This window comes from Hymenobacter lucidus, assembly GCF_020447265.1.
Classification (GTDB): Bacteria; Bacteroidota; Bacteroidia; order Cytophagales; family Hymenobacteraceae; genus Hymenobacter; species Hymenobacter lucidus.
The window spans coordinates 25,152-48,408 of the sequence record NZ_JAJADR010000008.1 but is presented as its reverse complement, the minus strand read 5'-3'; the positions used below and the strand labels follow the sequence as shown (position 1 = coordinate 48,408).

General features: G+C 60.0%; 12 protein-coding genes. 4 read left to right on the top strand and 8 right to left on the bottom strand.

What is annotated here, in order from left to right; genetic code table 11:
- Window positions 1-12: 12 nt before the first annotated feature.
- The 3 genes from LGH74_RS21075 to ispG form a co-directional block, all read right to left on the bottom strand.
- The gene (locus tag LGH74_RS21075) at window positions 13-2,622 is read right to left on the bottom strand and encodes a hypothetical protein (protein ID WP_226179468.1); all 2,610 of its coding nucleotides are present in this window, start codon (window positions 2,620-2,622) and stop codon (window positions 13-15) included.
- Window positions 2,603-2,776 carry a hypothetical protein gene (locus LGH74_RS21070; RefSeq protein ID WP_226179466.1) on the bottom strand — a complete coding sequence of 58 codons (174 nt, stop codon included), beginning with the start codon at window positions 2,774-2,776 and terminating at the stop codon, window positions 2,603-2,605. Before LGH74_RS21070 ends, LGH74_RS21075 begins: the two co-directional genes overlap by 20 nt.
- 1,476 nt (window positions 2,777-4,252) lie before the next feature.
- Window positions 4,253-6,253, bottom strand: a complete 2,001-nt coding sequence (gene ispG / locus LGH74_RS21060; protein ID WP_226179464.1) for a (E)-4-hydroxy-3-methylbut-2-enyl-diphosphate synthase — start codon at window positions 6,251-6,253, stop codon at window positions 4,253-4,255.
- A gap of 275 nt (window positions 6,254-6,528) precedes the next feature.
- On the opposite strand from ispG, the gene LGH74_RS21055 reads away from it, so the two are divergent.
- The 3 genes from LGH74_RS21055 (at window position 6,529) to LGH74_RS21045 (ending at window position 9,153) form a co-directional block, all read left to right on the top strand.
- The gene (locus LGH74_RS21055; protein WP_226179462.1) at window positions 6,529-7,917 is read left to right on the top strand and encodes a peptidoglycan DD-metalloendopeptidase family protein; all 1,389 of its coding nucleotides are present in this window, start codon (window positions 6,529-6,531) and stop codon (window positions 7,915-7,917) included.
- 89 nt (window positions 7,918-8,006) lie between these two features.
- Window positions 8,007-8,498, top strand: coding sequence for a TlpA disulfide reductase family protein (locus LGH74_RS21050; protein WP_226179460.1), 492 nt, complete (start codon window positions 8,007-8,009; stop codon window positions 8,496-8,498).
- A gap of 37 nt (window positions 8,499-8,535) precedes the next feature.
- Window positions 8,536-9,153 carry a thioredoxin family protein gene (locus LGH74_RS21045; RefSeq protein ID WP_226179458.1) on the top strand — a complete coding sequence of 206 codons (618 nt, stop codon included), beginning with the start codon at window positions 8,536-8,538 and terminating at the stop codon, window positions 9,151-9,153.
- 243 nt (window positions 9,154-9,396) lie between these two features.
- On the opposite strand, the gene LGH74_RS21040 is transcribed toward LGH74_RS21045, so the two are convergent.
- Both LGH74_RS21040 and LGH74_RS21035 read right to left on the bottom strand, forming a co-directional pair.
- Entirely contained in the window at window positions 9,397-10,365 is a 969-nt protein-coding gene (locus LGH74_RS21040; protein WP_226179456.1) for an NAD(P)H-quinone oxidoreductase, read from the bottom strand.
- Window positions 10,366-10,427: 62 nt separating this feature from the next.
- Window positions 10,428-14,636 carry a PAS domain S-box protein gene (locus tag LGH74_RS21035; RefSeq protein ID WP_226179454.1) on the bottom strand — a complete coding sequence of 1,403 codons (4,209 nt, stop codon included), beginning with the start codon at window positions 14,634-14,636 and terminating at the stop codon, window positions 10,428-10,430.
- 301 nt (window positions 14,637-14,937) lie between these two features.
- Here LGH74_RS21035 and LGH74_RS21030 point away from each other — a divergent pair, with 301 nt between their 5' ends.
- Window positions 14,938-15,462: a hypothetical protein gene (locus tag LGH74_RS21030; protein ID WP_226179452.1), complete on the top strand. Its 525-nt coding sequence runs from the start codon at window positions 14,938-14,940 to the stop codon at window positions 15,460-15,462.
- Between the two features lie 76 nt (window positions 15,463-15,538).
- Here LGH74_RS21030 and LGH74_RS21025 read toward each other — a convergent pair whose 3' ends face one another.
- From LGH74_RS21025 to LGH74_RS21015, 3 genes are all read right to left on the bottom strand, one after another.
- Window positions 15,539-18,469 carry a T9SS type A sorting domain-containing protein gene (locus LGH74_RS21025; RefSeq protein WP_226179450.1) on the bottom strand — a complete coding sequence of 977 codons (2,931 nt, stop codon included), beginning with the start codon at window positions 18,467-18,469 and terminating at the stop codon, window positions 15,539-15,541.
- A 903-nt stretch (window positions 18,470-19,372) separates the two neighbouring features.
- Window positions 19,373-20,890 carry a T9SS type A sorting domain-containing protein gene (locus LGH74_RS21020; RefSeq protein ID WP_226179448.1) on the bottom strand — a complete coding sequence of 506 codons (1,518 nt, stop codon included), beginning with the start codon at window positions 20,888-20,890 and terminating at the stop codon, window positions 19,373-19,375.
- Between the two features lie 157 nt (window positions 20,891-21,047).
- A complete protein-coding gene (locus LGH74_RS21015) occupies window positions 21,048-23,237 on the bottom strand; it encodes a glutamine synthetase III family protein (protein WP_226179446.1) in 2,190 nt (729 codons plus the stop codon).
- Window positions 23,238-23,257 lie beyond the last annotated feature (20 nt).

Here is a 23,257-nt window from a genome sequence, read left to right as displayed (position 1 = left end):
GTTTACGGGTGGTTAATAGAAGCTCAGAATGGCGTAGCGCCCCTCTACCGTGACGGGAGCCGCCGTGAGGTTGGTGACGCTGATCCAGTAGGTGGCATACTCGGCCGTGGCCCGCTCCACCTGCACTTTCCAGCTCACCTGCGGCGCGCCGGGCACGGGCGTAGTGGGCATCACTGTCCAGAGCACGTGCCAGGTAGCGGGCCAGTTGAAGGTGAACCAGCGCATGGTCTGATTCGGGGCCAGCGCGCCACTGAACTGCGCACCGCAGATGGGGTTGGTCAGCCAGCCATCAACCGGAATTTCCCAGACGCCACGGTTGCGCAGCCCCACGCGCAGCACCCGGGCGTGCGGGTGGTAGAGCAAATCGACGGCCAGGGCGTTGGGCAGGCCGTTGGAAAAAGCCGTCCAAGAAGCTCCCGCGTTCAAGGACTGATACACGCCCACGTCGGCCGAAACCCAGACCCGATTCGGGTTGTTAGGGTCCACCTCAACGGCCGTAATGGGCAGATTGGGCAGGCCGGCCGTGCAGTTGGTCCAGGTGCTGCCGCCGTTGTCGGAGCGGAATACCCGGTCGCCGCCCATCGTGGTGCTGGTGGCCCAGATGCGGTTCAGGTTGGCCGGATTGATGTGCAGGTCGCTGATGTAGGCATTGGCGCGGGGCGTAGTCAGGGCCGTGGCCGCCGACCAGGCCGTGCCCGACCAGCTGAGCCGGTAAATTCGGCCCGCATCGGTGCCCACGAATACCGTGTCGGGGTTGGGAATGTACATGGCCGTGGCTACCTGGCTGGCGGGCAACGCCACTTCCGTCCAGTTGGTGCCTCGGTTGCGGCTCACGTACACGCTCTGCCCAGCCTGCGCCACGGTGTCGTTGTTGACTTCCATCGGCGGATAAAACAGGGCCCGGTAGCCAGTTGGCACGTTGGGGCCCAGCCAGCTGAAGGAGCCGAAATTGCCCCGCGTAGTGGAGCGCTCCATGCCCATACTGTAATAGGAATGGAACACCACGTTCGGGTCCGTGCGGTTTACCCCACAGTCACCCCCGTCGCCGTCGGCAATATGGTCCCAGGCGGAGTTGCCGGTGTAGCGGATGCTGCCGTTGTCCTGGGTGCCGGCCACCAGCCAGCTCGAGGCGCCGTAGTCCTGGGCCAGATACTCGATTTCGGTGATGCCCAGGCCGTTGTTGAGCGAGGTCCAGCTCGTGCCCCGGTTGGGCGACACAAACAGCCCGCCGTCGTTACCCACGTACACCACGTTGGCATTGGTGGGGTCGAAGGCAATGACGTGCTGATCGGGGTGAATATCGTCGCCAGTCTTGTTGGAAATCGTGACCCAGCTCCAGGTGCTGCCCGCGAGGTTGCCCCGGTAGGCCTCAATGGCGCCCAGGTAGATTTCCGAGTCATTGTCGGGCGCCACGGCCAGAAACCAGTCGTACCAGGCCTGGCCCGTAGCCAGCCCGGCTGGTCCGGTGATGCGCGCCCAGGCGCCCGTAGCAGCCCGGCGGAACAGGTGCATATTGGCCCCGGCCGCCCCAAAGGCGTAGGCCACGGCCGGATTGGTGCGGGCCACGGCCACGGCCAGCCGGTCGAAGGCGGCGGGGGCGCCGGGCAAAGCCACGCTGGCCCAGGTCTGCCCGCCGTTGGTAGAGCGGAAAAGCCCGTTCTGGCAGGCAGCCAGCACTTCGGCCGTGGCGCCCCCGGCCGGGTGCATGGCCAGGTCCCAGCAGCGGCCGGCCAGGCGCTGCGTCCAGGTGGCGCCCCCGTCGGCCGACTCGTACACGGCGTTAGTGGTAGCGGCCAGCAGGTGGTTGCCATTGGCGGGGTCCACGACTAGGTCGTAGAAACCCTGACCCACAAAAGGTGCCGAAGCGTGCAGGTCCCAGGTGCTACCGCCGTTGGTAGAGCGCAGCAAGCCCACACCCAGCCAGGAGTAGAAATTGCCCTCCCCCGTGCCGCAGTATACCGTAGCCGGGGCCGAGGGGTTGAAGGCCAGCGCCCCTACCGTCATAGTGGCGGCGTAGTCGGTGCGCGGAGCCCAGGAAGCGCCCCGGTTGAAGCTTTCCCAGATGCCGCCGCTGGCCGCTCCGCACAGTACATGGCTGGCATTGGCCGGGTCGATGGCAATGGCGGCAATGCGGCCCGAGACGATAACCCGACTCTCACCGTAGGTTTGCCCGTTCGACATCATCGTGGGGCCCAGAAAGCGCCACTGCGGCCCCACGCCGGTGGGCGGCGACATAGGCAGCACATCGGGGCTCACCTGCCGGATAGTCGCTGGCTCGTCGACTACCGCAGCTTCGGCGGCCGGCGCAGGTGGTGGAGCGGGTTCGTGCCCATTCTGGTGAATCTGGGCGGCCTCGGCCAGGGCTTTGGCGTACTCAACCACCACCTCCGGCACGGTGTTGGCCGCAGCAGTAGCCTCAGCCGCTTTGGCGGAGCGGCTGCGGGGCTGCTGCGGGGTTTTGCCTTCCAGCACGGCTTCGGCCACCGGCAGGCCGCGCTCTTCGGCAAAGAGCAGCAGCCGCTCAAATGCTTTGCCGCTGGGGGGCTTTACCGCAGTTCTACCCCGCACGGCCGTCGTCGGGTGCTCGGCGTGGTCTAATAGTTCATCTTTCGGTCCCTTCATTTGGCGTGGGGGTTTGGGGTGTTTTTTCGGTGTTCTTGCAGGGCAGCTCAGGTTCTTCTTCCGGCTCGTCTGCCGGAATTCCGCGGGCTCGTTTCATTTCGTTCAGCCGTTCGGCGGCTTTGTTGTCGGGTTCGTCGGCTCGGTGCTTGGTCATGGCAGGAATGGCAAGGAGGATGAGCGAATTGGCCGCTGCCACGCCGGCGCAGCGGCGTAGAAGGCCGCCGGGCAAGACAAATGAAGGGGCAGGATTGAGGCAGGGCGTAACAGGGCCCGTTTTCGACCTCAACCTACAGCTTCAGCAGTAGCGGCGAGAGTCGGGCAGCGCTCAGGAAACCGACGCATTTTTAGCCGCGCGGATAACGGCCGCGCCGGAGGCGAGGACATCTTTTTTTGCTGGCTCCCACGCCCCGGGTTACCGCTGCTTCGGCAACTGGCAGTGGTGGGCGGAACCGGGAATAAGCAGGCACACGGATAGCCTATCAGGGTTTAGGCTACTATCATCAACCAGTCACACAGCCCCGGCATAATAGCCAGGTGGCCCGCACGGGTGTTCCACAGTATTATGCAGGGAGGGGAATACCGTCGGCGCAGCGCATCTTCACTTGGCCCCAAAGGCGGCCAAGACCTACCACTCCGGCCAGGGCGGAGTGTCTACTGAATAGGTGTGTTGCAGGGTATCAGAGGCTCTTAAGTACCTGCTCTGCTTAGCGTTGGATCGGAAAAACAAGTATAAGCCTTTTTAAAATATATTGCAAATACAATATCAATTATTACTATACCGATGCAAACATCAACTTGCCTTTCACCTAATGGGTCGGTGCATAGTCAGTGATGCGTTGCTATTTATAGAGCGAGACGGGCGGGTAGCCCGTCTACTGTCCTGAATCGGGCTCAAATCGTAGCAGTCGGCGTGGATGATTTCGCGCAGCTTGGAGTGGGTCACGCCCGAGGGCTTGCGGCTGATGCTGGGCAACACCCCGTCGCCCACCATGCCGGTAGCCTCAGTCAGAATTGCTTTGATCTTTATGGGAGGTAGACGGGTGAGCAGCGCGGATGTTTTAAGGCGGCGTCTAATCTCTAACCAACTCCATTTGCCAATGACGGGCAAACGGAAGAAATACTCTTTTGCCGATATCTACATTTAGATAAGAAGTTCGGGTTGAGTCATACACCACTATTCTCGAGTCGTCGACCCGCTTGTAAATTATATAGTAAATAGACTCTTGACCTTGATAATGATTTGTTTTCAGCACGTACCTATTATTGGAATGCAGCTCTTCGTCCTTGTGAAACAAACAGTATTCACAATCGAATCCGCTCTTATGCCATTTTTTCCATACTGGATTACCTGAAGTTTTGACAAACATCAACTTGTCATCAAACTTGTATACAGCTCCTATTTCTTTTGCATCCTTCCATTGGCCGTGTAGCCATTTCGGCGGCGAAATTGATGCGGAACAAGCTGACAATAGAGGTAGAGTAAAAATCAATATTCGCATCGTAAAAAAGTTAATCGGTCAGTGCAAAAACACTATAAGAAACAGGTCGAGTATCAATAGAAAATTACCGGTTAAAAAAACGGGATTGAACACCAGCCCAATCCCGTTACATACTTCTTACATACGATTGTCTACATCCCCACCGGCTCTTCCAGCATTTCCTTTTCCACCCATCTTCCATCCTCGCGCATGAGCTCGATGAGCTGATCCACGGCCTGCTCTTCGGGCACCGATTTCTTGATGACTTCCTGGCCCCGGTAGAGGGCAATTTTGCCTTTGCCCACGCCCACGTAGCCGTAGTCGGCGTCGGCCATTTCGCCGGGACCGTTCACGATGCAGCCCATAATGCCGATTTTAACACCCTTCAAATGGTCGGTGCGCTTACGGATCATGGCGGTGGTTTCCTGCAGATCGAACAGGGTACGGCCGCAGCTGGGGCAGCTGATGTACTCAGTTTTGGACATGCGGGTGCGAGCCGCCTGCAGAATGCCGAAGCTGAGCTGGTTGAGTTGGTCGAGCGTGGTGAGCCACTCCCCTTTCGGGCGCTCGGGCAGCAGCTCGGTGCTCAGCACCACCCCGTCGCCGAGGCCGTCGAGGAGCAGGCCGCCCACGTCGGTGGCAGCGTAGAGCTGGGTTTGCTCGGGCGTGAGGGCCGGGTATTGCCGATTGATGATGACCGGATTGGTGATGCCGTTGTTCATGAGCTCGAAAAACGCGCGGCGGATTTCGGGCATGGCATGGGCATTGTCGGTGTAGAGAATGACCACGGCCGTGGCATCCTGGCGGAGCTGGTCGAGGGCAGCCGAAGTCAGCGACTCCAGGTTGTGGAACACGAAGTTCAGCTCGGGGTGGCGAGCGGCGGCCACGGCGTACTCGGCCTGGGTGAGCACCGGGAAGTGGTCGGCGCGGGCACCCGCATCGAGCCAGGCGCTGTAGTCTACCACTTCCTTCAGGCCGTTGGGCAGCATAAAGGGCACCGGGCGCTGGCCGCTGTAGATATAGTCGGCGCCCAGGTCGTTCATCTGAAACTTGTCGAGGAAAGCCGAGTACAAATGGCCCACAGCGCGCAGATCAGCATATTCCACCGCGGCCAGGCGCGACACATCCACCAGCACCCGGGGCACGTTCTGCCCGCCCAGGTTCAGCACCTCGCGCGTGATGCGGCGGTGGTACTGGAAGGGGTCGATGGGCACTTCCGTTACCGGTGCAATCGGCTTGGCTTCGGCGGCGCGGTTGGTGTAGCGGTCAATGAGGGCTTTGGCTACTGGGGCTTCGGCTTCAGGGGCTTCGGTGAGGCTCACGCGCACGGTGTCGCCGAGGCCGTCTTCGAGCAGCGTGCCGATGCCCACGGCGCTCTTGATGCGGCCGTCTTCGGCCTCGCCGGCTTCGGTTACGCCCAGATGCAGCGGGTAGGGCTGCAGGCCTTCCTCGTCGAGCTTCTGCACCAGCAAGCGGTAGGCCTGCACCATTACCTGGGTGTTGCTGGCCTTCATGCTGAGCACCACGTCGTAGTAATTCTCTTCCTCGCAGAGGCGCAGAAACTCCAGCGCCGACTCCACCATGCCCAGCGGGGTATCGCCGTAGCGGCTCAGAATCCGGTCGGACAACGAGCCGTGGTTGGTGCCGATGCGCATGGCCGTGCCGTACTGCTTGCAGATCTGGACCAGGGGCCGGAACCGCTCCCGGATCCGGTCGACCTCGGCCGCGTAGCTGGCATCGGTGTAGTCGATGACGTCGAACTTCTTCTTATCGGCGTAGTTGCCGGGGTTTACGCGCACTTTCTCCACGATGCGGGCGGCCAGCTCGGCCGCGTTGGGCGTGAAGTGAATGTCGGCAATGAGCGGCACCGAGCAGCCGCGCTTGCGCAGCTCCTTCTTGATTTCGAGCAGGTTCTGGGCCTCTTTCACGCTGGGGGCCGTGATGCGCACGTACTCGCAGCCGGCCTCCACCATGCGCAGCGTCTGCTCCACCGAGCCCAGCGTGTCCATCGTGTCCACGGTGGTCATGCTCTGCACCCGAATGGGGTTGAGGCCGCCCATGGGCAGGTCGCCGATTTTCACTTCCCGCGAGAGGCGGCGCTTGTATTCGGTGAGGCTGGGGCAGTAAATCTTGGAGGCGGAAGCTAAGGTCATGCGGCGGAGAAAGTGGGCGTAGCAGAAACTACGCGGGGGCGCGGAAAGTTGCTACCGGCAAAGGTACGCAAGGTTTTATTCGTTGGCAGAGCGGAAGTATCCCGGTGCCCGTAAACCGCGCGGCCCGCTTTTTCCCTCTGGCAGGTCACCACATTGTGGCGGGGTCGGTGCTGCCACGGGGGCGGCAAAGTAGCAGCTGTATTAATTGTGCTTTTAAACCAAATAATTATGATGTATTTTATCCTTCTTTGGTATTCCACTTCGCCGAACAACCTATGCACAAACTCTACGCCTTATCCGCCCTGTTGCTTGGGGCAACGGCCCTGCCCTTACAGGCCCAGTTTCGGGCCCCGGCCGGCGGGGGCGGCCAGGAACCACCCCGCACTGCCTGTATGACGCCAAGCCAGCACGCGCGCTACGACAGCATCGTGACGGCCAGTATCCAGCGGCTGGAGCGGGAAAAGAAGCTGCCGACTCCGGCGCAGCGCCCGGCCGCCGTAGCCCTGGCCTGGCCCGTGCGCCAGGCTGCCGGCTTCGACTACGCCAGCTACTACGGCGTGAGCAACTACGTGGACCGGAATGCGAGCTACCCCAACCAGACCCTGGACTGGAACTGCGGCACCCGCACCTATGATACCAGCGCCGGCTACAACCACGGCGGAATTGATATTTACCTGTGGCCCTTCAACTTCAATATGATGGATGCCGGGCAGGTAGACGTGGTAGCCGCCGCCCCGGGCATCATCGTGAGCAAGGCCGATGGCAACTTCGACCGTAACTGCGCCATGTCGAATGCCAACTGGAACGCGGTGTACGTGCAGCAGGCCGACGGCTCGGTGGCCTGGTACGGCCATCTGAAAACCGGCTCGCAAACGGCCAAGCCGGTGGGCGCCAGCGTGGCGCAGGGCGAATTTCTGGGCAAAGTAGGCAGCTCGGGCAGCTCTACCGGTCCGCACCTGCACTTCGAAGTGCACAATGCCGCCGGGCAGGTAGTAGACCCCTACACGGGCAACTGCAACACCGGCCCAACGTGGTGGAGCGAACAGAAACCCTATTATGAGTCGACGCTGAACACGGTGATGACTCACTCGGCTCCGCCGGTTTTTGCCAACTGCCCCGGCACGCATACCACCAACCAGAAAACGGCTTTTGCGGCCAACGACCTGGTGTACTTCGCCGCCTATTACCACGACCAGATGGCGGGGCAGGTGGGCAGCTACACCGTGTATGCGCCCGACAATAGCGTGTTTGCCACCTGGACCCACAGCATGACGCCGGCCTACTACAGCTCCTCCTACTGGTACTGGAGCATTCGGCTGCCCACCAATGCCGCCACCGGCACCTGGCGCTTCGCCGTTACCTACCAAGGCAACACGGTGACGCGCGCCTTCACGGTAGGCGCCGTTACGGCCAGCACGCAGCCGGCCGAGCAGGCTAGCTTTGCGTTGTATCCGAACCCGGCCCAGCAGCAGCTTACCGTGGAAGCCACCGGCACACGCCAGCCGGGTATCCTACTGATTCGCAATAGTCTGGGCCAGGTGGTGGCCACGTACCAGCTGGCCGGCCGCCGCACTACCCTGCCCCTGACGCTGGCGGCGGGCGTGTACATGGTGTCGGTATCGGGCGACGAAAATGCCAAAGCTCAGCAGCTAGTGGTGTATTAGGAACGTTCTGCCACATTACGCTACCCTGCCACGGCGGCCGCAACTTTCGAGGGCGGCCGCTGTCTTTATGAAAACACCTGCCATTCCGTATGAATCCATTCAGAAGTATAGTGCTGCTGGCCGCCTTGTTGCTGAGCGCCACTGCCGGCCGCGCCCAACAGGTGTCGGTCGTCAAGTTCGGGGAGCTGCAAAAGCGCCTGAGCCGGCAGAACGACACGACGTACGTGGTCAATTTCTGGGCTACCTGGTGCGCACCCTGCGTGAAGGAGCTGCCGCTGTTTGAGCAGCTGAACGCCACGCACGCCAATAAAAAGGTAAAAGTGCTGCTCGTCAGCATGGACTACGCCTCCCAGCTCGACAAGAAAGTGAAGCCCTTCGTGCTCAAGCGCGGGCTGAAGTCGGAAGTAGTGCTGCTGAACGAAACCGACCCGAACTCCTATCTGGAAAAGGTGGACCCGAAGTGGTCGGGCGCGCTGCCGTTTACCCTGATATGGAACGGGCGGCAACACAAGCGGGCCACGTTTGAACACGAATTTACCCCGGCCGAGCTGACGGCCGAAATCAATAAATTTCTGCTGTAAACCAGGCATTCACCGTTTCACTTTTTACCTCAATTCCATGAAAAAGCTCCTCTCCTTCCTGACCGCCTTTGCGGCGCTGGTGCTGCTCAGCAACTTCGTGACCGGGCCGGCCGGCTATCAGGTCGGCGACAAAGTCGCGGACTTCAAGCTCAAAAACGTGGACGGCAAAATGGTGTCCTTGGCCGATAACAAGGCCGCCAAGGGATATATCGTGGTTTTTACCTGCAACACCTGCCCCTACGCCAAAGCCTACGAAAGCCGCATCATTGAACTGCACCAGAAGTACGCGCCCAAGGGCTACCCGGTAGTAGCTATCAACCCCAACGACGAAGCCACCGTGCCCGGCGACTCATTTGCCGAAATGAAGGCCCGCGCCGCCAGCAAAAAGTATCCGTTTGCCTACCTGCAGGATGCCACCCAGGAAGTAGCCAAAACCTACGGCGCCACCCGTACGCCCCACCTCTACGTGGTAACCAAGCAGGGTGCCGATTTCGTGGTATCCTACATCGGCGCCATCGACGACAACTCGGAAGACGCCAAGCTGGTGAAAACCAAATACGTAGAGCAGGCCATGACCGATATTCTGGCCGGCAAGCCCGCCGCTACCAGCTCCACGAAAGCCATTGGCTGCACCATCAAGTGGAAGAAAGCGTAGTTTTTTTTAATGTGCTAATAAGTAATGTGCTGATGTGCTAATTCTCGCATCCTTGCGAGCGAAGCGAAGCAATCCGTCCTCTGCGCAGTACGACCCGTTCTTTTACCAGAAAGCCCTTTCTCGTTGCAACGAGAAAGGGCTTTTCGTTTTAGAGGGCTCAGCACATTTCAGAGAACGGACGGCTACGTCTCGCAAGGACACGTTACTCTTATTAAGAATTAGCACATCAGCATATTCTCCATATTAGCACACTAATACAATTTTGCCGATATGCTCGCTGCTTTCCATGAGCTGGTGGGCAGCGGCGGCTTCGACCAGCGGGAAGGTGCGGTAGATAACGGGCCTGAACCGGCCGGCGGCCAGCAGCGGCCAGACGTGCTTTTCGACCTCGGCGGCCAGGGCGGCTTTGAAATCGGAGCTGCGGGGGCGCAGGGTGCTGCCCGTGATGGTGAGGCGGCGGCGCATGATGTCCAGGGCGTTGAACTCGGCTTTGGCGCCGCGCATGGCATTAATGAACACCAAGCGGCCGTCGTCTTTGAGCAGATTCAGGTTTTTGGGAATATAGTCGCCGCCAATCATGTCGAGAATCACGTCGGCACCAGTTTCCCGCAAGGCCGCTTCGAAATCTTCGTCTTTATAATTAATGCAGCGTGTGGCGCCCAATTTTTCGCAGGCGCGGCACTTTTCGGCACTGCCGGCCGTGGCAACTACCGTAGCGCCCAACGCTACAGCCAGCTGAATAGCCGTGGTACCAATGCCGCTGCTGCCGCCGTGCACTAGCAGGGTTTCGCCGGGCTGCAGCTGCCCGCGCTGAAACACGTTGTGCCACACCGTAAACACGGTTTCGGGCAGGGCCGCGGCTTCGGTCATTGTGTAGCCCGCGGGCACGGGCAGGCAGTGGCGGGCATCCACCACGGCGTAGTCGGCGTAGGCGCCGGCCGTGAGCAGGGCGCACACGGCGTCGCCGGGCTGCCAGCGGGCTACCTCCGATCCAACGGCCTCAATGGTGCCGGCCAGCTCCAGGCCCGGCACCAAGCCGGTTACGTCGTCGGCCCCGCCGTATTTGCCCTGGCGTAACAGCACGTCGGGTCGGTTGACACCGGCTGCCTGCACGCGAATCAGGACTTCATGCGGCGCGGGTGCAGGCTGTTCTTCCTGCCGGAGCTGTAGCACTTCGGGGCCGCCGGGCCGGGCAATAGCAATGGCGTTCATAGCTGGAATCGTGGAGTAGAGGTCAGTAAAAAAGCTGCGTACGTAGGAGCCCGGGGCAGAAATCAGGGTTTGATGTACACCCGAAAGGTGGAGCCCACTCCTACCTCACTGTCGACTTCGAGCCAACCGCCGTTGAGCTGCACCATGCGGTTGACCAGGTAGAGGCCCATGCCCGAGCCTTCGACGTGTTCGTGGAAGCGGCGGAACAGCTGAAACAGCTCCTTACCGTGCCGCTCCAGGTCGATGCCCTGACCGTTGTCGGCAACGGTCAGCACGGGCACGCCCTCTACCAGGCTGCTCCGGATCTGCACGCGGGGAGTACGGCCCGGCGCGGCGTATTTGAGGGCGTTGCTGAGCAGGTTATAGACGATACTTTGCAGGTTGGCCCGTACGTAGCGCACGGCGGGCACGGCCCGGAAATCGAGGCTAATTTCGGCTCCCAGCATCGTTACCTGCTCCTGCATGCTGTGGAGGATTTCGTGCGTGAGTGGCTCCAGCGCCACTTCCTCAGTGGGTACCTGAGCGTGCCGGCGCTGTAGCTGCACCACGTCGGAAAGGTCCTGAATGGTTTGGTTGATCTGCTGCAGAGCGCGCTCAAACATGGTGATGAGCTTCATAGCGTCCGGGTCGCGGAAGTAGGCCGTGCGGGTCAGCTCCTCAAAAATGCCCGCCATGTTATTGATGGGCTGCCGCAGGTCGTGGGAGGCAGTGTACACGAAGCTGTCGAGGTCGGCGTTGGTGCGAGCCAGCTGGGCGTTGCGGGCTTCGAGCTGCTGCTGTACCTGCTTGAAGTCGTCGATGTCGGTGCTGGTGCCAAACCATTTCAGGATGGTGCCGGCCGCGTCGCGCAGGGGCCGGCCCCGGTGCAGAAACCACCGGTAGCGGCCGGGCTGCCCGGTCAGCAGGCGGCTTTCATGCTCGTAGTCAGCTCCCGAGCGGATGGCCGTCATGTACTTGTCCACCACCTCGTCTGCATCGGCCGGCGGCACCAGCTCGGCCCAGCCGGCCTGGAGCGAATGTTCGACCGAGCGGCCGGTCCATTCCGTCCAGCGCTGGTTGAGGTAGTCGAGCTGTCCGTCGGGCCGGGCCGTCCAGACCACCTGCGGAATACTTTCGGCCATAAAGCGAAACTGCTCCTCACTGCGCCGCAGCTGCTCCTGAGTTTCGCGCTGCTCCTGGTTATCGACCATCGTGCCGTACCAGCGCAAGGCCTGGCCCTGGGCGTCAAACTCGGGCACGCCCCGGCTGATCTGCCAGCGGTACTGCCCATCGTGGCGGCGCAGACGGTATTCGAACTCCCAGCCCCGCCCCGCCCCAAACGCCTCGCGCAGCCCCTGGCGCAGCACCGGCTGGTCGTCGGGGTGTACCAGGGTCGTGAAAATGTCGCGGGTGTTGAGTTCCAGCGTTTGGCCCGTATAGTAGTACCACTGCGGACTCAGATATTCCATTGCCCCATCGGCCGTGCAGATAAACGACACGGCGGGCAGCGCCTCGGTCATGCGCCGCAGGCGCACGTCGCGGCGGCTGACTTCGGCCGCCAGGGCCCCGGCATTCTGGCGGGCTTGTACCCGCTCGGTGGCATCCACGGCAAAGGCCAGCACGCCGTAAATACTGCCCTGCTCGTTGCGGAGGGCCTGCAGCGTAAGGTCCAAAAACCGGCCCGGCTGCCCGGCCCGCTCGCCCAGCGGCAGCAGGGGCACCTCGTGGCCCACAAAGGTTTCGCCGGTGGTATACACTTGGTCGAGCAGCGCCACAAAGCCCTGGTCGGCCATTTCGGGCAGCAGCGCAGCCAGCGGCTGGCCCAGCACTACCCGATTATCCATCAAAGCATTATGACTCTCGTTGAAGAAAGCGTAGCGGTGGTCGGGCCCTTCCATGGCGGCCACAATGGCCGGGGCCTGGCTCAGAATCTGGCTCAGGCGCTGGTCTTTGCGGCGCAGCTGCTCCTGCACCCGCTTCTGGTCGTCGATGTCGGTATTGGTGCCCAACCACTGAGTAAGTTCGCCGGTTGCGTTGCGTAGCGGCAGCAGGTTGGCCAGAAACCACCGGTAGTTGCCATCGGCCCCGCGCAGACGGTGCTCGTTTTGCGCCGCCTGACCCTGTCGAATGATTTCGGGCAGGCCGCCCGCCGTCACGGCCTGGTCGTCAGGGTGCACAAAATTCGTCCAGCCCAGACCCAGTAGCGCTTCGGCCGGGGCCCCGGTATACTCCTGAAAGCTGCGGTTGGTATAGGTTAAGTGGCCATCTTCGGGCCGGCCGGTCCAGGTAAGCTGGGGCAGAGCTTCGAGTAGCTGACTGAAATGGGCTGTGCTGGCAGCCAACTCCTGGCTCAGGCGCTTCTGCTCGTGAATATCAACCGTGGAGCCGTACCACTTCAGGCCCTCGACCGTATCGGCGGGCACCGTGTGGCTCAGGTGCCAGCGGTACTGCCCATCGTGGCGACGCAGGCGCACTTCAATATTCCAACCCCGCTTTTCGGCCAGGGCCGCCGCATATTCGGCCGCCGCCCGCGCCCGGTCGTCGGGGTGCAGCAGCTCGTTCCACACCTCATTTACGTCGGTACCGGCGGGATAGCCGGCGTAGTGCCGCCACTGCGGACTGGTATACTCGGTACGGCCGGTAGCGTCGTTAATGAAGGTCATCACTGGCAGGGCTTCGGTCATGCGCCGCAGCCGCTCGTCGCTGTGCTGCAGCTGGTCCGTGAGGGCCTCAGTGCGCTGTCGGGCCAGCACTTTCTCGGTTACGTCCACCATAAAGATCAGCAGGCCCTGCACCATACCATCGGCTCCGTGCAGAGCCTGGCAGGTCAAATTCAGGAAGTATTGCCGGGGCTCAGAGTGGCCGAGCGGCGTCAGCCACAGGGACTGCTCGTGGCCCACGTAGGTTTCCTGGGTGCGGTACACGTGGTCGAAAATTGGCAGCAACTCCTGCTGCACCAGTTCGGGCAGGCAGTCGGCCACGCGCTGGCCCAGCTCGGCCCGGCCATCCAGTATCTGGTGGTAGCGCTCATTGAAAAAGACGTAGCGGTGTTCGGGGCCTTGCAGGGTAGCAATCTTGGCGGGCGTTTGGCGCAGAATCTGACGCAAGTACTCATCCTTAGCCTCGAGCTGCTGCTGAAACTGCTTCTGGTTGTCGATATCTACGCTCGAGCCGTACCAGCGCGATACTGCGCCGTCGGGGCGCAGCATGGGCACGGCCCGCAGCAGGTGCCAGCGGTAGCGCCCGTCGTGGCGGCGCACCCGGTACTCACCCGACCACGCCTGCCGCTGCTCCCGGCCCCGGGCAAAGTCGGCCTGCAGCCGGGCCTGGTCGTCGGGGTGGATGGATTCGGCCCAATTGCGGAATTCAGGGTCAGGTTGCTGGCCGGTGAATTCGTAGCGCTGCGGGTTGATGTAGAGCATCTTGCCCTCGGCATCGGTGATGTACACAAACAGCGGCAACGACTCGACCATGCTGCGAAACTGCGCGTTCTGCTCCCGGATTTCGGCCATCAGCTCGGCCGTGCGCTGCTTGGCCAGCACCCGCTCCGTCACGTCGATGCCAAACACCAGAATGCCCTGGGTGCGGTTCTGCTCATCGGTCAGGGGCCGAAGCACACCGTCGAAATAGAGCGTGGCTATGCTGCCATCGGGGGCCGGGGGCTGCTCCATGGGCATTTCCGATAGCACAAACGGCTCCCCGGTACGGTAGATTTCGTCGATGAGCTTGATGTAGCCGTTGGTCACCAGCTCGGGTACGGCCTGGGCAGCAGGCATCCCGACCTGTACTTTGCCGCCAAACAACTGATTACCCTTCTCGTTCAGAAAGCTGTAGACGTGGTTGGGGCCGAGCAGGGTAGCAATATGGGCCGGCACCTGGCTCAGAATCTGGTGCAGGTGCTGGCCGGCCGTCAGCTCGGAATCGAAAGCTGGGGCAGCTACGGCGGCCGGGGCTGGGGTGGCCCGGTACAGGAAATAGCGCACTTCGTTGTCGGCATCCAGCACGGGCCAGGTACGATGCTGCCAGCCGGCGGCCGTTACCTCATCGGCGCTTCGCGAAGCCCGCACCCGGCCCACCGACTCCCGCAGCACGGCTCCCCAAGCAGCGGCGTCCGGGTTTGGCGAGTCGTCGAAAACCCGGGCTACCTCCTGGCCCACCAACTGCTCCACCGACTGCCCGGCTACCGCCGCTGCTCCGGCCGAAGCCGCCACAATGGTAAGCGTGGGCGCTAAGGCCAGGTGAATATCGGGTAAAGCCTCAAACAGGGCTTGATAGTCGGTTGGGGAAGGCATAACCAGAGAATAACTACTCCACAGGAGGCTGGGGCAGTGGGCAGTATACGCAGGCTGGGCTTCGGCGAAGAACTGCCGCGCATAATTGACTGGCCCGCTCACCACCGGCCGGCCTTCAGCAACCTACGCAACCCAGCCCAACAATGCATACGCCGGCCCTGATTTCGTTGTCCGTGCAAGGCTCTGGCCCACCCTTGCCACCCGGGTTGCGGCCACCGCAGCGGCGCCAGCCGGGCTCATTCTTCGTTTATTTAGCCGTTCTTCGCGGCGCTGCGTAGCTGCAGTATTGTGGTCGTCTCTTATGAAAAAGCCTGTTTTCCTCCCTCCTTTGTTTAACGCGGCTCGCGCTACCGGCCTGGCCGCCTGGCAAACCGGCCGCCTGTTTCGGCAGCTGGCCGGCAAAGCCCTGGATTCCATTCAGGATATTCTGCGGGCCGAAGTGCAGAAAGGCAACGTGCAGCTCGTCGCCGATTTTCTGGCCGACAAAGCCCTACCCGCCGCCAAAGCCCTGCTGCTGGAGCGCATGGCGGCCCGCCTGCTGGTGCGCATCGGCCTGCGCGGGGTGCTGGCTACCAACGTCGTGGGCTGGATTCTGCCCTTCGTGCTGGAGCGGCTGGTGAAGGTGGGCGTGTCCACGGGCTTCTTTGAGAAAGTAAGAACCCACGCCACCGTGACCGATACGCTGCGCCGCCTCGACGAGCTGAAGCGCGCCGCTTGGAAAACCCTGGTGCCCGACGCCGGCAGCGGGGCCGAAGTGCTGCCCGACGACACCGCCCTACCCGCCCAGCTCCCGCCCGGCACTCTACCAGATTCTCCCCTGGCATAAGCTTGCCGCCAAAGCAAAAAACAGCCCCGGAGACAATTCTCCGGGGCTGTTTGCGCAAGTGGTTACCAGGGCGGGACTAGTGGGCAATGAGCACCCGCTGAGTGAATTGCTCGCCGCCTTTCTGGCCTTTGAGGATGTAGAGGCCGTTGGGCAGGTTGGCAATGGTCAGGCGCAGCTCGTTGTCGCCCACGCTCAGGGCATGGTGCTGCGTCACTACGCGCTGGGACGTAGCATTATAGAGCGACAAGCTCAGTGTCTGCTCCACGGCCGAGTATACCCCGATGTTCAGGTGCGCGGCCGAGGCCGGGTTGGGGTACACGCGCAACTCGGGGCTGGCCGTTGCTGCACCGGCCGCAATGCTTTCGGGTGAGCCTACCGTTACCACGGCCGGAGCGGAAACGCTGCTGCCGCCGCCGTTATCGATGGCCCGGGCCGTGAGCGAGTAGGTGCCAGCCGGCACGCCGGTCCAGCTGTAGCTGTAAATACCGTAAGTAGGTGTCAGGTCTTCCCCTACTTTGATGCCGCCGGCATAAAACTCCACTTTCGCTATCGTGCCATCAGCATCGAATGCCACCGACTCAAAGGTGATAGTAGCCGGCACGCCAAACGTAGTTCCCGTTCTGGGCCGGGTCAGCGCTACTTTCGGGGCAATGTTCGTATCGACGCCCACCGATACCAGTACGGCGGCCGAAGTAGTGGCATCACCGTAGCTGTCGGTAGCCTTGGCCGTGAGGCTATAGCTGCCCACCGGCACACCAGCCCAGCTGTAGGCGTACGGCGCTGTCAGGTCCTCCCCGATTTTCGTGGCCCCACTGTAGAACTCAACCTTGGCCACGGTGCCATCGGCGTCGGCGGCCGTCGCCGTAATGTTGATGGTGGCCGGCGCAAAGAACGACGCACCCGAAGCCGGGGCCGTAATGCTCACCGTCGGGGCCACGTTGTTGACAACCGTAATGGCCACCGCGGCCGAGGTAGTCGTGTTGCTGCTGTTATCGGTGGCTTTGGCCGTAAGTGAATACGCACCGGCCGTTACGCCCACCCAGCTATAGGTATAGGGTGCCGTCAGGTCTTCACCCAGCTTGGTAGCGCCACTGAAGAACTCCACCTTCGATACCGTACCATCTGCATCCGAAGCCGTAGCGGCAATATTGATAGTGGCCGGCGCGAAGAACGATGCGCCGGACGCTGGAGCCGTGATACTCACCGTTGGCGCCACATTGTTGACCACCGTAATAGCTACCGCAGCCGAGGTCGTGGTGGCGCCGCCGTTGTCGGTGGCTTTGGCCGTGAGCGAATACGCGCCGGCTGTTACGCCGGTCCAGCTGTAGGCATAGGGTGCCGTCAGGTCTTCACCCAGCTTCACCGCGCCACTGAAGAACTCCACTTTCGATACCGTGCCATTCGCGTCGGCGGCCGTAGCCGTGATGTTGATGGTGGCTGGGGCAAAGAACGACGCACCCGAAGCCGGGGCCGTAATGCTCACCGTTGGGGCCACATTGCTTGGCACAGTGCCCGAAATGAAGTACACCCCGAGCGAGGCATAGTCGGAGTTGGCACCCAACGAGCCCTGTACGCCATCAATTTCCAGGGAGTAAGTGCCAGCGGCCAGCGCCTGACTGATGGAGGCATTGAGCGTCGCACCAGGCTCGGCCGAGGCCACTACGGCGTTGGCCGAGTTGCGCAGCGTCAGGGCAATATCCAGGTCGGGATAGTCGGGGTCGGGGGCTACGTTCAACGTTACGGTACCGCCGCTGGTCGTGAAGGAAAAGACGTCCACGTCGGTGCGGGTTGAGATAATGCCCTGGTTGGAGGCGGCTACAACGCCGGCACCGCTCACGCTCAGGGCCGTAGCCGTAGCGCTGGTGTTGCCGTGGTCGTCGGCGCGGTAAGTGAAGCCGTTCAGCGTCGTTATTTTCAGCAGGTCATCCTCAGTGTTGTTGGCCGCAGGATATTCACCCTTGCTCCACTGCACCACGGGCCGGTAGTAGCCTACGCCCATAATCGGGGCCCACGAGGCCTGGCCTTGGAAATATGCTTCCGAAGGAGTCGTCCGGCCGTCGTGCGAGAGGGTGAGTGTGTGGCCTACTTCGTGTGAGCCAGCCTCCCCGGCCCCGATAATGCCGGAGTTGAATACCCAGCAGGGCGTCTCGCCAGAGCTGGTGCCGCCGGAAATAAAGGAATTCAGGTACGCCACCCCACCCGCGCCGGGGTAGAAATACGTGGTTGGGGTAAAAATAACCCGCATCCGGCGCGCCACCGGGGCGCTGTTGAACACGGCTTCATTGGTCGTCACGTTCAGGTTAAAGGGCCGGAAGTCTTCCCGCATTATCTTCCACACGGCCAGCATATCGGATTCCGACAGCACCGCCGGGGCGGCTACAATCGGGGCCCCGCCAGTGAAGTTGGTATTCCAGCGCGTACCCGTCACGGTTTGCCCGTCGAAGTCGAGGTAAACCACGGCTCCGGCCCCGGGCAGGCTCTCCAGCAGCGGAATAGCAGCAGCCCGCGCGGCCGTGTTGCCCGCGGTGGGCTTTTCGCCTGGGGCATCGTTGTAACCCACGCAGATGATTTTGTTGATATCCTTTTCCTCCAGATGCACTGTGCCATCGGCGCGGGTAGCGAAGCTGTAATACTTCTGCTGGTCGCGCAGCATTATTTCGCCTTCCAGCTTCTGGCCGGTTACTTTCACGTAGAAGCTGCTGTTTTTGGCAGCTGCCACTTCGCCAAAGAACAGCTCCGAAGTTCCTTCCTGTTTGCTCGATTTCAGGCGTAGCAGCAGGGCCGGGCCACCGGGCACGCTCTGGGTCAGAGTAGCCTGTCGGGCCGCCGGATTAGCAGCCAGTGCCTGGGCTTTCTGCTGGAAAGCGGCCCGAATAGTGGCCGCTGAGCCCAGCGCCAGACTGGCTTTGGCCGGTACCGCCGCGTTGTTCTGCGCCTGCGCCCGGGCTATACCCCCAGTCCACAGACATAAAATACTGGCGAAGAGAAGCGTGCAGATTTGTTTCATAATCATTACTGCTTGGTGTTAGGATGGGTTTGGGAAATAGGCAGGTGATGAACTGACGGCTAAGCAGTTGAGTAGCTTAGCAAAGCACAGGTGCGGCTTGCAGACGGAAGTGAAAGCCACTTGATTTGCCACTCCCACGGGGAAGACAAATGCTGCCGGGCCAGAAACAGCTGGCGCTTTGGTCCGGGCAGGGTCTCGGCGGTTGCAACCGGCAGCGCGGGGAAACAAACACCCGCGGCAGCAGCGCCGGAAAATGATGAACATCAGCAAGGGCTGGCTTCCGTTGAGCAGGCCCAAAGCAGGGTATGCCCAGGCCTGATTTCGGCCTGAAAGCGCCACTAATCGGACATGCTTCGCCAGCAGGACGTAAAACAGCCTTGTACTATTTCAAAAGGGTTGCACTTCTACCAGCCGAACAAGGCAGTAAACCGTTGTATCACAGTCATTTCCTACTGGCATAGCTACTGCATCTCTTGTGCGGGCGGTCATAAAAGGAGCCGGGTCCTACCCAGACTCCCGCCTATTATGTATTTTGCGTATATTTAACATGATTAATATTAGTGAAAATTAAACTTAACTTCAAAATATTTATATTAATAAATAAAATATTTCAATTTTTGTGCAGTTACCTCAACTTATTACTATACAGTTTCATCGGAACAGAAGTTGAATTCAAACCAGTTTAGCCCCACGCAAAAGGCCCCGAAAACAGCGTTTTCGGGGCCTTTTGCGTGGGGCTAAACCAAACACCTGCTAGCTGCGCGCACCCTTGCTTGACAAGAGCCCAAAGTGCTACAACAATGGGGCAAAGCCTCTAATACTGATTTCCACTATAGCCTTAACGCTGAAAAACAACCTAAGCTGCACATTGATTATCAGACTACTGATAGCTACCAGGAGCAGTTATTGCTTGATGATCCTGACGCTTTTTGTCGTTTCCCGGCCAGTTTCCAGCACATATACGCCAGTTGGCAGGGCCGCCATCGAAACCTGACTTGCTTCCCCTTGCAGAAGCACCCGCCCCATCAGGTCACGCAGACGAAAGTGGGTTTTGCTGCTTAGGTACAGCACGTCACGCACCGGGTTGGGATAGGCTGGTGCCAAAGCTACTGGCTGCTGTGTTGCTAGCGTTTGGCAATTAGCCAAGATGGCGGCCTCCGTGCAGCTAGGCGCATTGCCGGAAATAAAGGATCTGCCGGCCCGCCTTAAATACTGGCACACCCAAAATTCAGTACACGCCGCCAAGACCGGGTTGTTGAACAAGCGCAGCGTACTAAGCGTGGAATAGTTGCTGTAGATAAAGCCTCCAGCAAGTGACTTCAGGGAGGCGTTATTTTCCACGCCAATATAGGCAGGAGCGGCTCCTGCTTTAAAGGTGCCGATACTGTCGAGCATCGCGTTGTAATTGAGATTGATAGACTCTGTAACCTCGGCCAGCGCAAAGCCGGACAACGATTTAAGGTTATCATTAAAACTGAGACTGACATTGGTAAGCCTACTGCTGGTAAACCCCTTCACATCGGGTAAGGATTTATTGTTTGATATACCCAGACTCACGGCTTTCAAGCCCGTGAAACCGGTTATAGAACGTAGCACTGGGTTACGATCAATCGTGACGGCACCATTTACTACCAATGTGTCATTGAAGCCGGAGATAGAGGTAAGGGAGGAATCAGAATGAATCTGTAGCTGCTCCTTCAGAGAGTTCAGCGCGTTAAAGCCGGACAGTTCAGTTAATGCCCCATTATTATTGATAATTAATCCATTTGCTGCTGTTAAAGCTGTAAACCCAGTAATTTGTGCCAGTGACTTATTGTAGACAATGAACAGTTGAGCGCCTGTAACCAGCCCATTGAATCCTGAGACAGACCGCAAAGAGCCGCATTTATTGATACTAAGAGAGACAAGGGAATTTACCGCATTTAACCCAGTTATAGCCCCTAACCCACTGTTTCGCACTATTTCAATATAGTTGCAGCTTCTTAGCTTCGGAAATCCCGAAATGTTGGTCAGCGAAGTGTTGTCGCTTATAACTAGGCCACTGCCGATTGATTCTAAGCTACTAAAGGTATTTTGGTCTATACCGGCCAAGACTAGCGCACCGGTAATAGTAAGGGTACCTCCAATGCTTTTGATATTACCAAGCCCCTGGGTGTTAGGCATCCGGTCTAAGATCAGACCTAGGTTTCCCGTTACAAACGTAATAGTGGACAAGGGAGCCAGGTTCGTAATACCGCCGGTTCCATTGCCATTACTCCCGTAGATAGTGAGGTTACCATCGATGCCCGAACAGCCAATGGCCGCAAAGTCGTCGACTTGCTGCTGGGTTGTAAAGACAAGGTCTCGGCACTGCTGAAACTGGGCCCAGCCGGGCAAGCTGCTGGCCACCAGCAGGAACACAAGAAGTAGACGTTGGAGCATAGGTAGTTGGGGCGAAGAGCGAATAAAGGGTTGAAGATACAACTTCGAGGATATAGCCATAAACACAAAAAAAGCCGCCCCACCCGGAACGGCTTTTAGTGAAATCAGTGCCGGAGAAAATTCCCACCCAACTCCGGCCTGATTCTGACCTCTGGACTTAGTGCCGGAACAAAAGTTCGCGGTACTTTACCAAAGGCCAGTCCTCATCGGCCACCATCAGCTCCAGCTTGTCCACGGAGCGGCGAATGGGGTCGAAATGCGTTTTAACCGTGTCACAGTACGCAATGGCACGCTCCCGGGTATCCTCAATCTTGTTGGCCACTTTGCGGGCATTTACCATCTCGTCCACCTGGGTTTTGATGATAGAAATGTGGCGCGAAATAGCTTTAATCGTATCCACTGTCACCTGCGACAGCTCGTCGTCGAGGCCCAACTCGCGCAGGCCGCGCACGTTGGTGATGAGCTTGGTCTGGTAGGCTACAGCCGTGGGAATAATGTGATTCACGGCCAGATCCCCCATTACGCGGCTTTCAATCTGGATTTTCTTCATGTAATCTTCCAGCAAGATGTCGTGGCGGGCGTGCAACTCCACGTGCGAGAAGATGTTGTGGCGGGTAAAGAGCTCGGCGGCATCCTCACGCACCAGGGCATCGAGGGCCTGGGGCGTGGTTGGGATGTTGGAAAGGCCGCGCTTTTCGGCTTCGTCCTTCCACTCATCCGAGTAGCCGTTGCCTTCGAAGCGGATGTTTTTGGAGCTGATAACGTATTCGCGCAGCACCTCTACAATAGCCACTTCCTTTTTCTTGCCCTGCTCAATGAGCGCATCCACCGACTTCTTGAACTCGATGAGCTGCTCGGCTACGATGGTGTTGAGCACCGTCATGGAAGAGGAGCAGTTGGCCGACGAACCGACAGCGCGGAACTCGAACTTGTTGCCGGTGAAGGCGAAGGGCGAGGTGCGGTTACGGTCGGTGTTGTCGAGCAAAATAGCCGGAATCTTGTCGATGCCGAGCTTGAGGTAGATGTTGTCGCCTTTGTCGAGGGGCAGCTTGGCCGTGCGCTCCAACTCATCAAGCACCGAGTTCAGCTGCGAACCCACGAATACCGACATGATGGCCGGCGGGGCTTCGTTGGCGCCGAGGCGGTGGTCGTTCGAGGCCGAGGCAATGCTGGCGCGCAGCAGGTCGCCGTAGGTATGCACGGCTTTGATGGTCGTGATAAAGAAGGCCAGGAACTGCAGGTTCTCCTTGGGCCGACGGCCGGGAGCCAGCAAGTTTACACCCGTGTCGGTGCTCATGGCCCAGTTGTTATGCTTGCCCGAGCCGTTGACGCCCGCGAAAGGCTTCTCGTGCAGCAATACTTTCAGGCTGTGCTTTTCGGCCACGCGGTCCATGATGTCCATGAGCAGCTGGTTGTGGTCCACGGCCAGGTTGGCGTCCTCGAAGGTCGGGGCGCACTCGTACTGGTTGGGCGCTACCTCGTTGTGGCGGGTGCGCAGCGGAATGCCGAGGCGGTTCGACTCTTCCTCAAACTCCAGCATGAAGGCGTGCACCCGGCTTGGAATCGAGCCGAAGTAGTGGTCTTCCAGCTGCTGGCCCTTGGCCGGCGCGTGGCCAAACAGGGTGCGGCCGGTCATCACCAGGTCGGGACGAGCGTCGAACAGGGCCTTGTCGACGATGAAGTATTCCTGCTCGATACCCAGGGTAGTCGAAACGCGGTTTACGTCTTTATCGAAGTATTGGCACACATCCACGGCAGCTTGCTCCAGAGCGGCCAGCGACTTGAGCAGCGGCGCTTTGTAGTCGAGGGCTTCGCCGGTGTAAGCCACGAAAATCGTAGGAATGCACAGGGTTTTGGCGCCGGCCGTTTCGATGATGAAAGCGGGGGAAGTCGGGTCCCAGGCGGTGTAGCCGCGGGCTTCGAAGGTATTGCGGATGCCGCCGTTAGGGAACGACGAGGCATCGGGCTCCTGCTGCACCAGCGCCGAACCTTTAAAGTTCTCAACCGGGCGGCCGTCGGAGTTCAGATCAAAGAAGGAGTCATGCTTCTCGGCCGTCGAGCCGGTCAGGGGCTGGAACCAGTGCGTGTAGTGCGTGGCGCCCTTGGCCATAGCCCAGGTTTTCATGGCCGAAGCCACGGCGTCGGCCACCGAGCGTTCTACCGGCGAGCCTTGCTTGATAGCGGCTTGCAGCTTCTTGAAGTATTCGCCCGGCATGGTAGCGCGCATGGCGTCCAGGTTGAACACGTTCTTGCCGAAACTATCGGAACGCCGTTCGTCGGAAGTAACTACGGTCAGCGGTTTGCGCTGATCAACTAGCTCAAGAGCTTTAAAGCGAAGAATTGCCATGTAAGGAAAACAGGAACCAA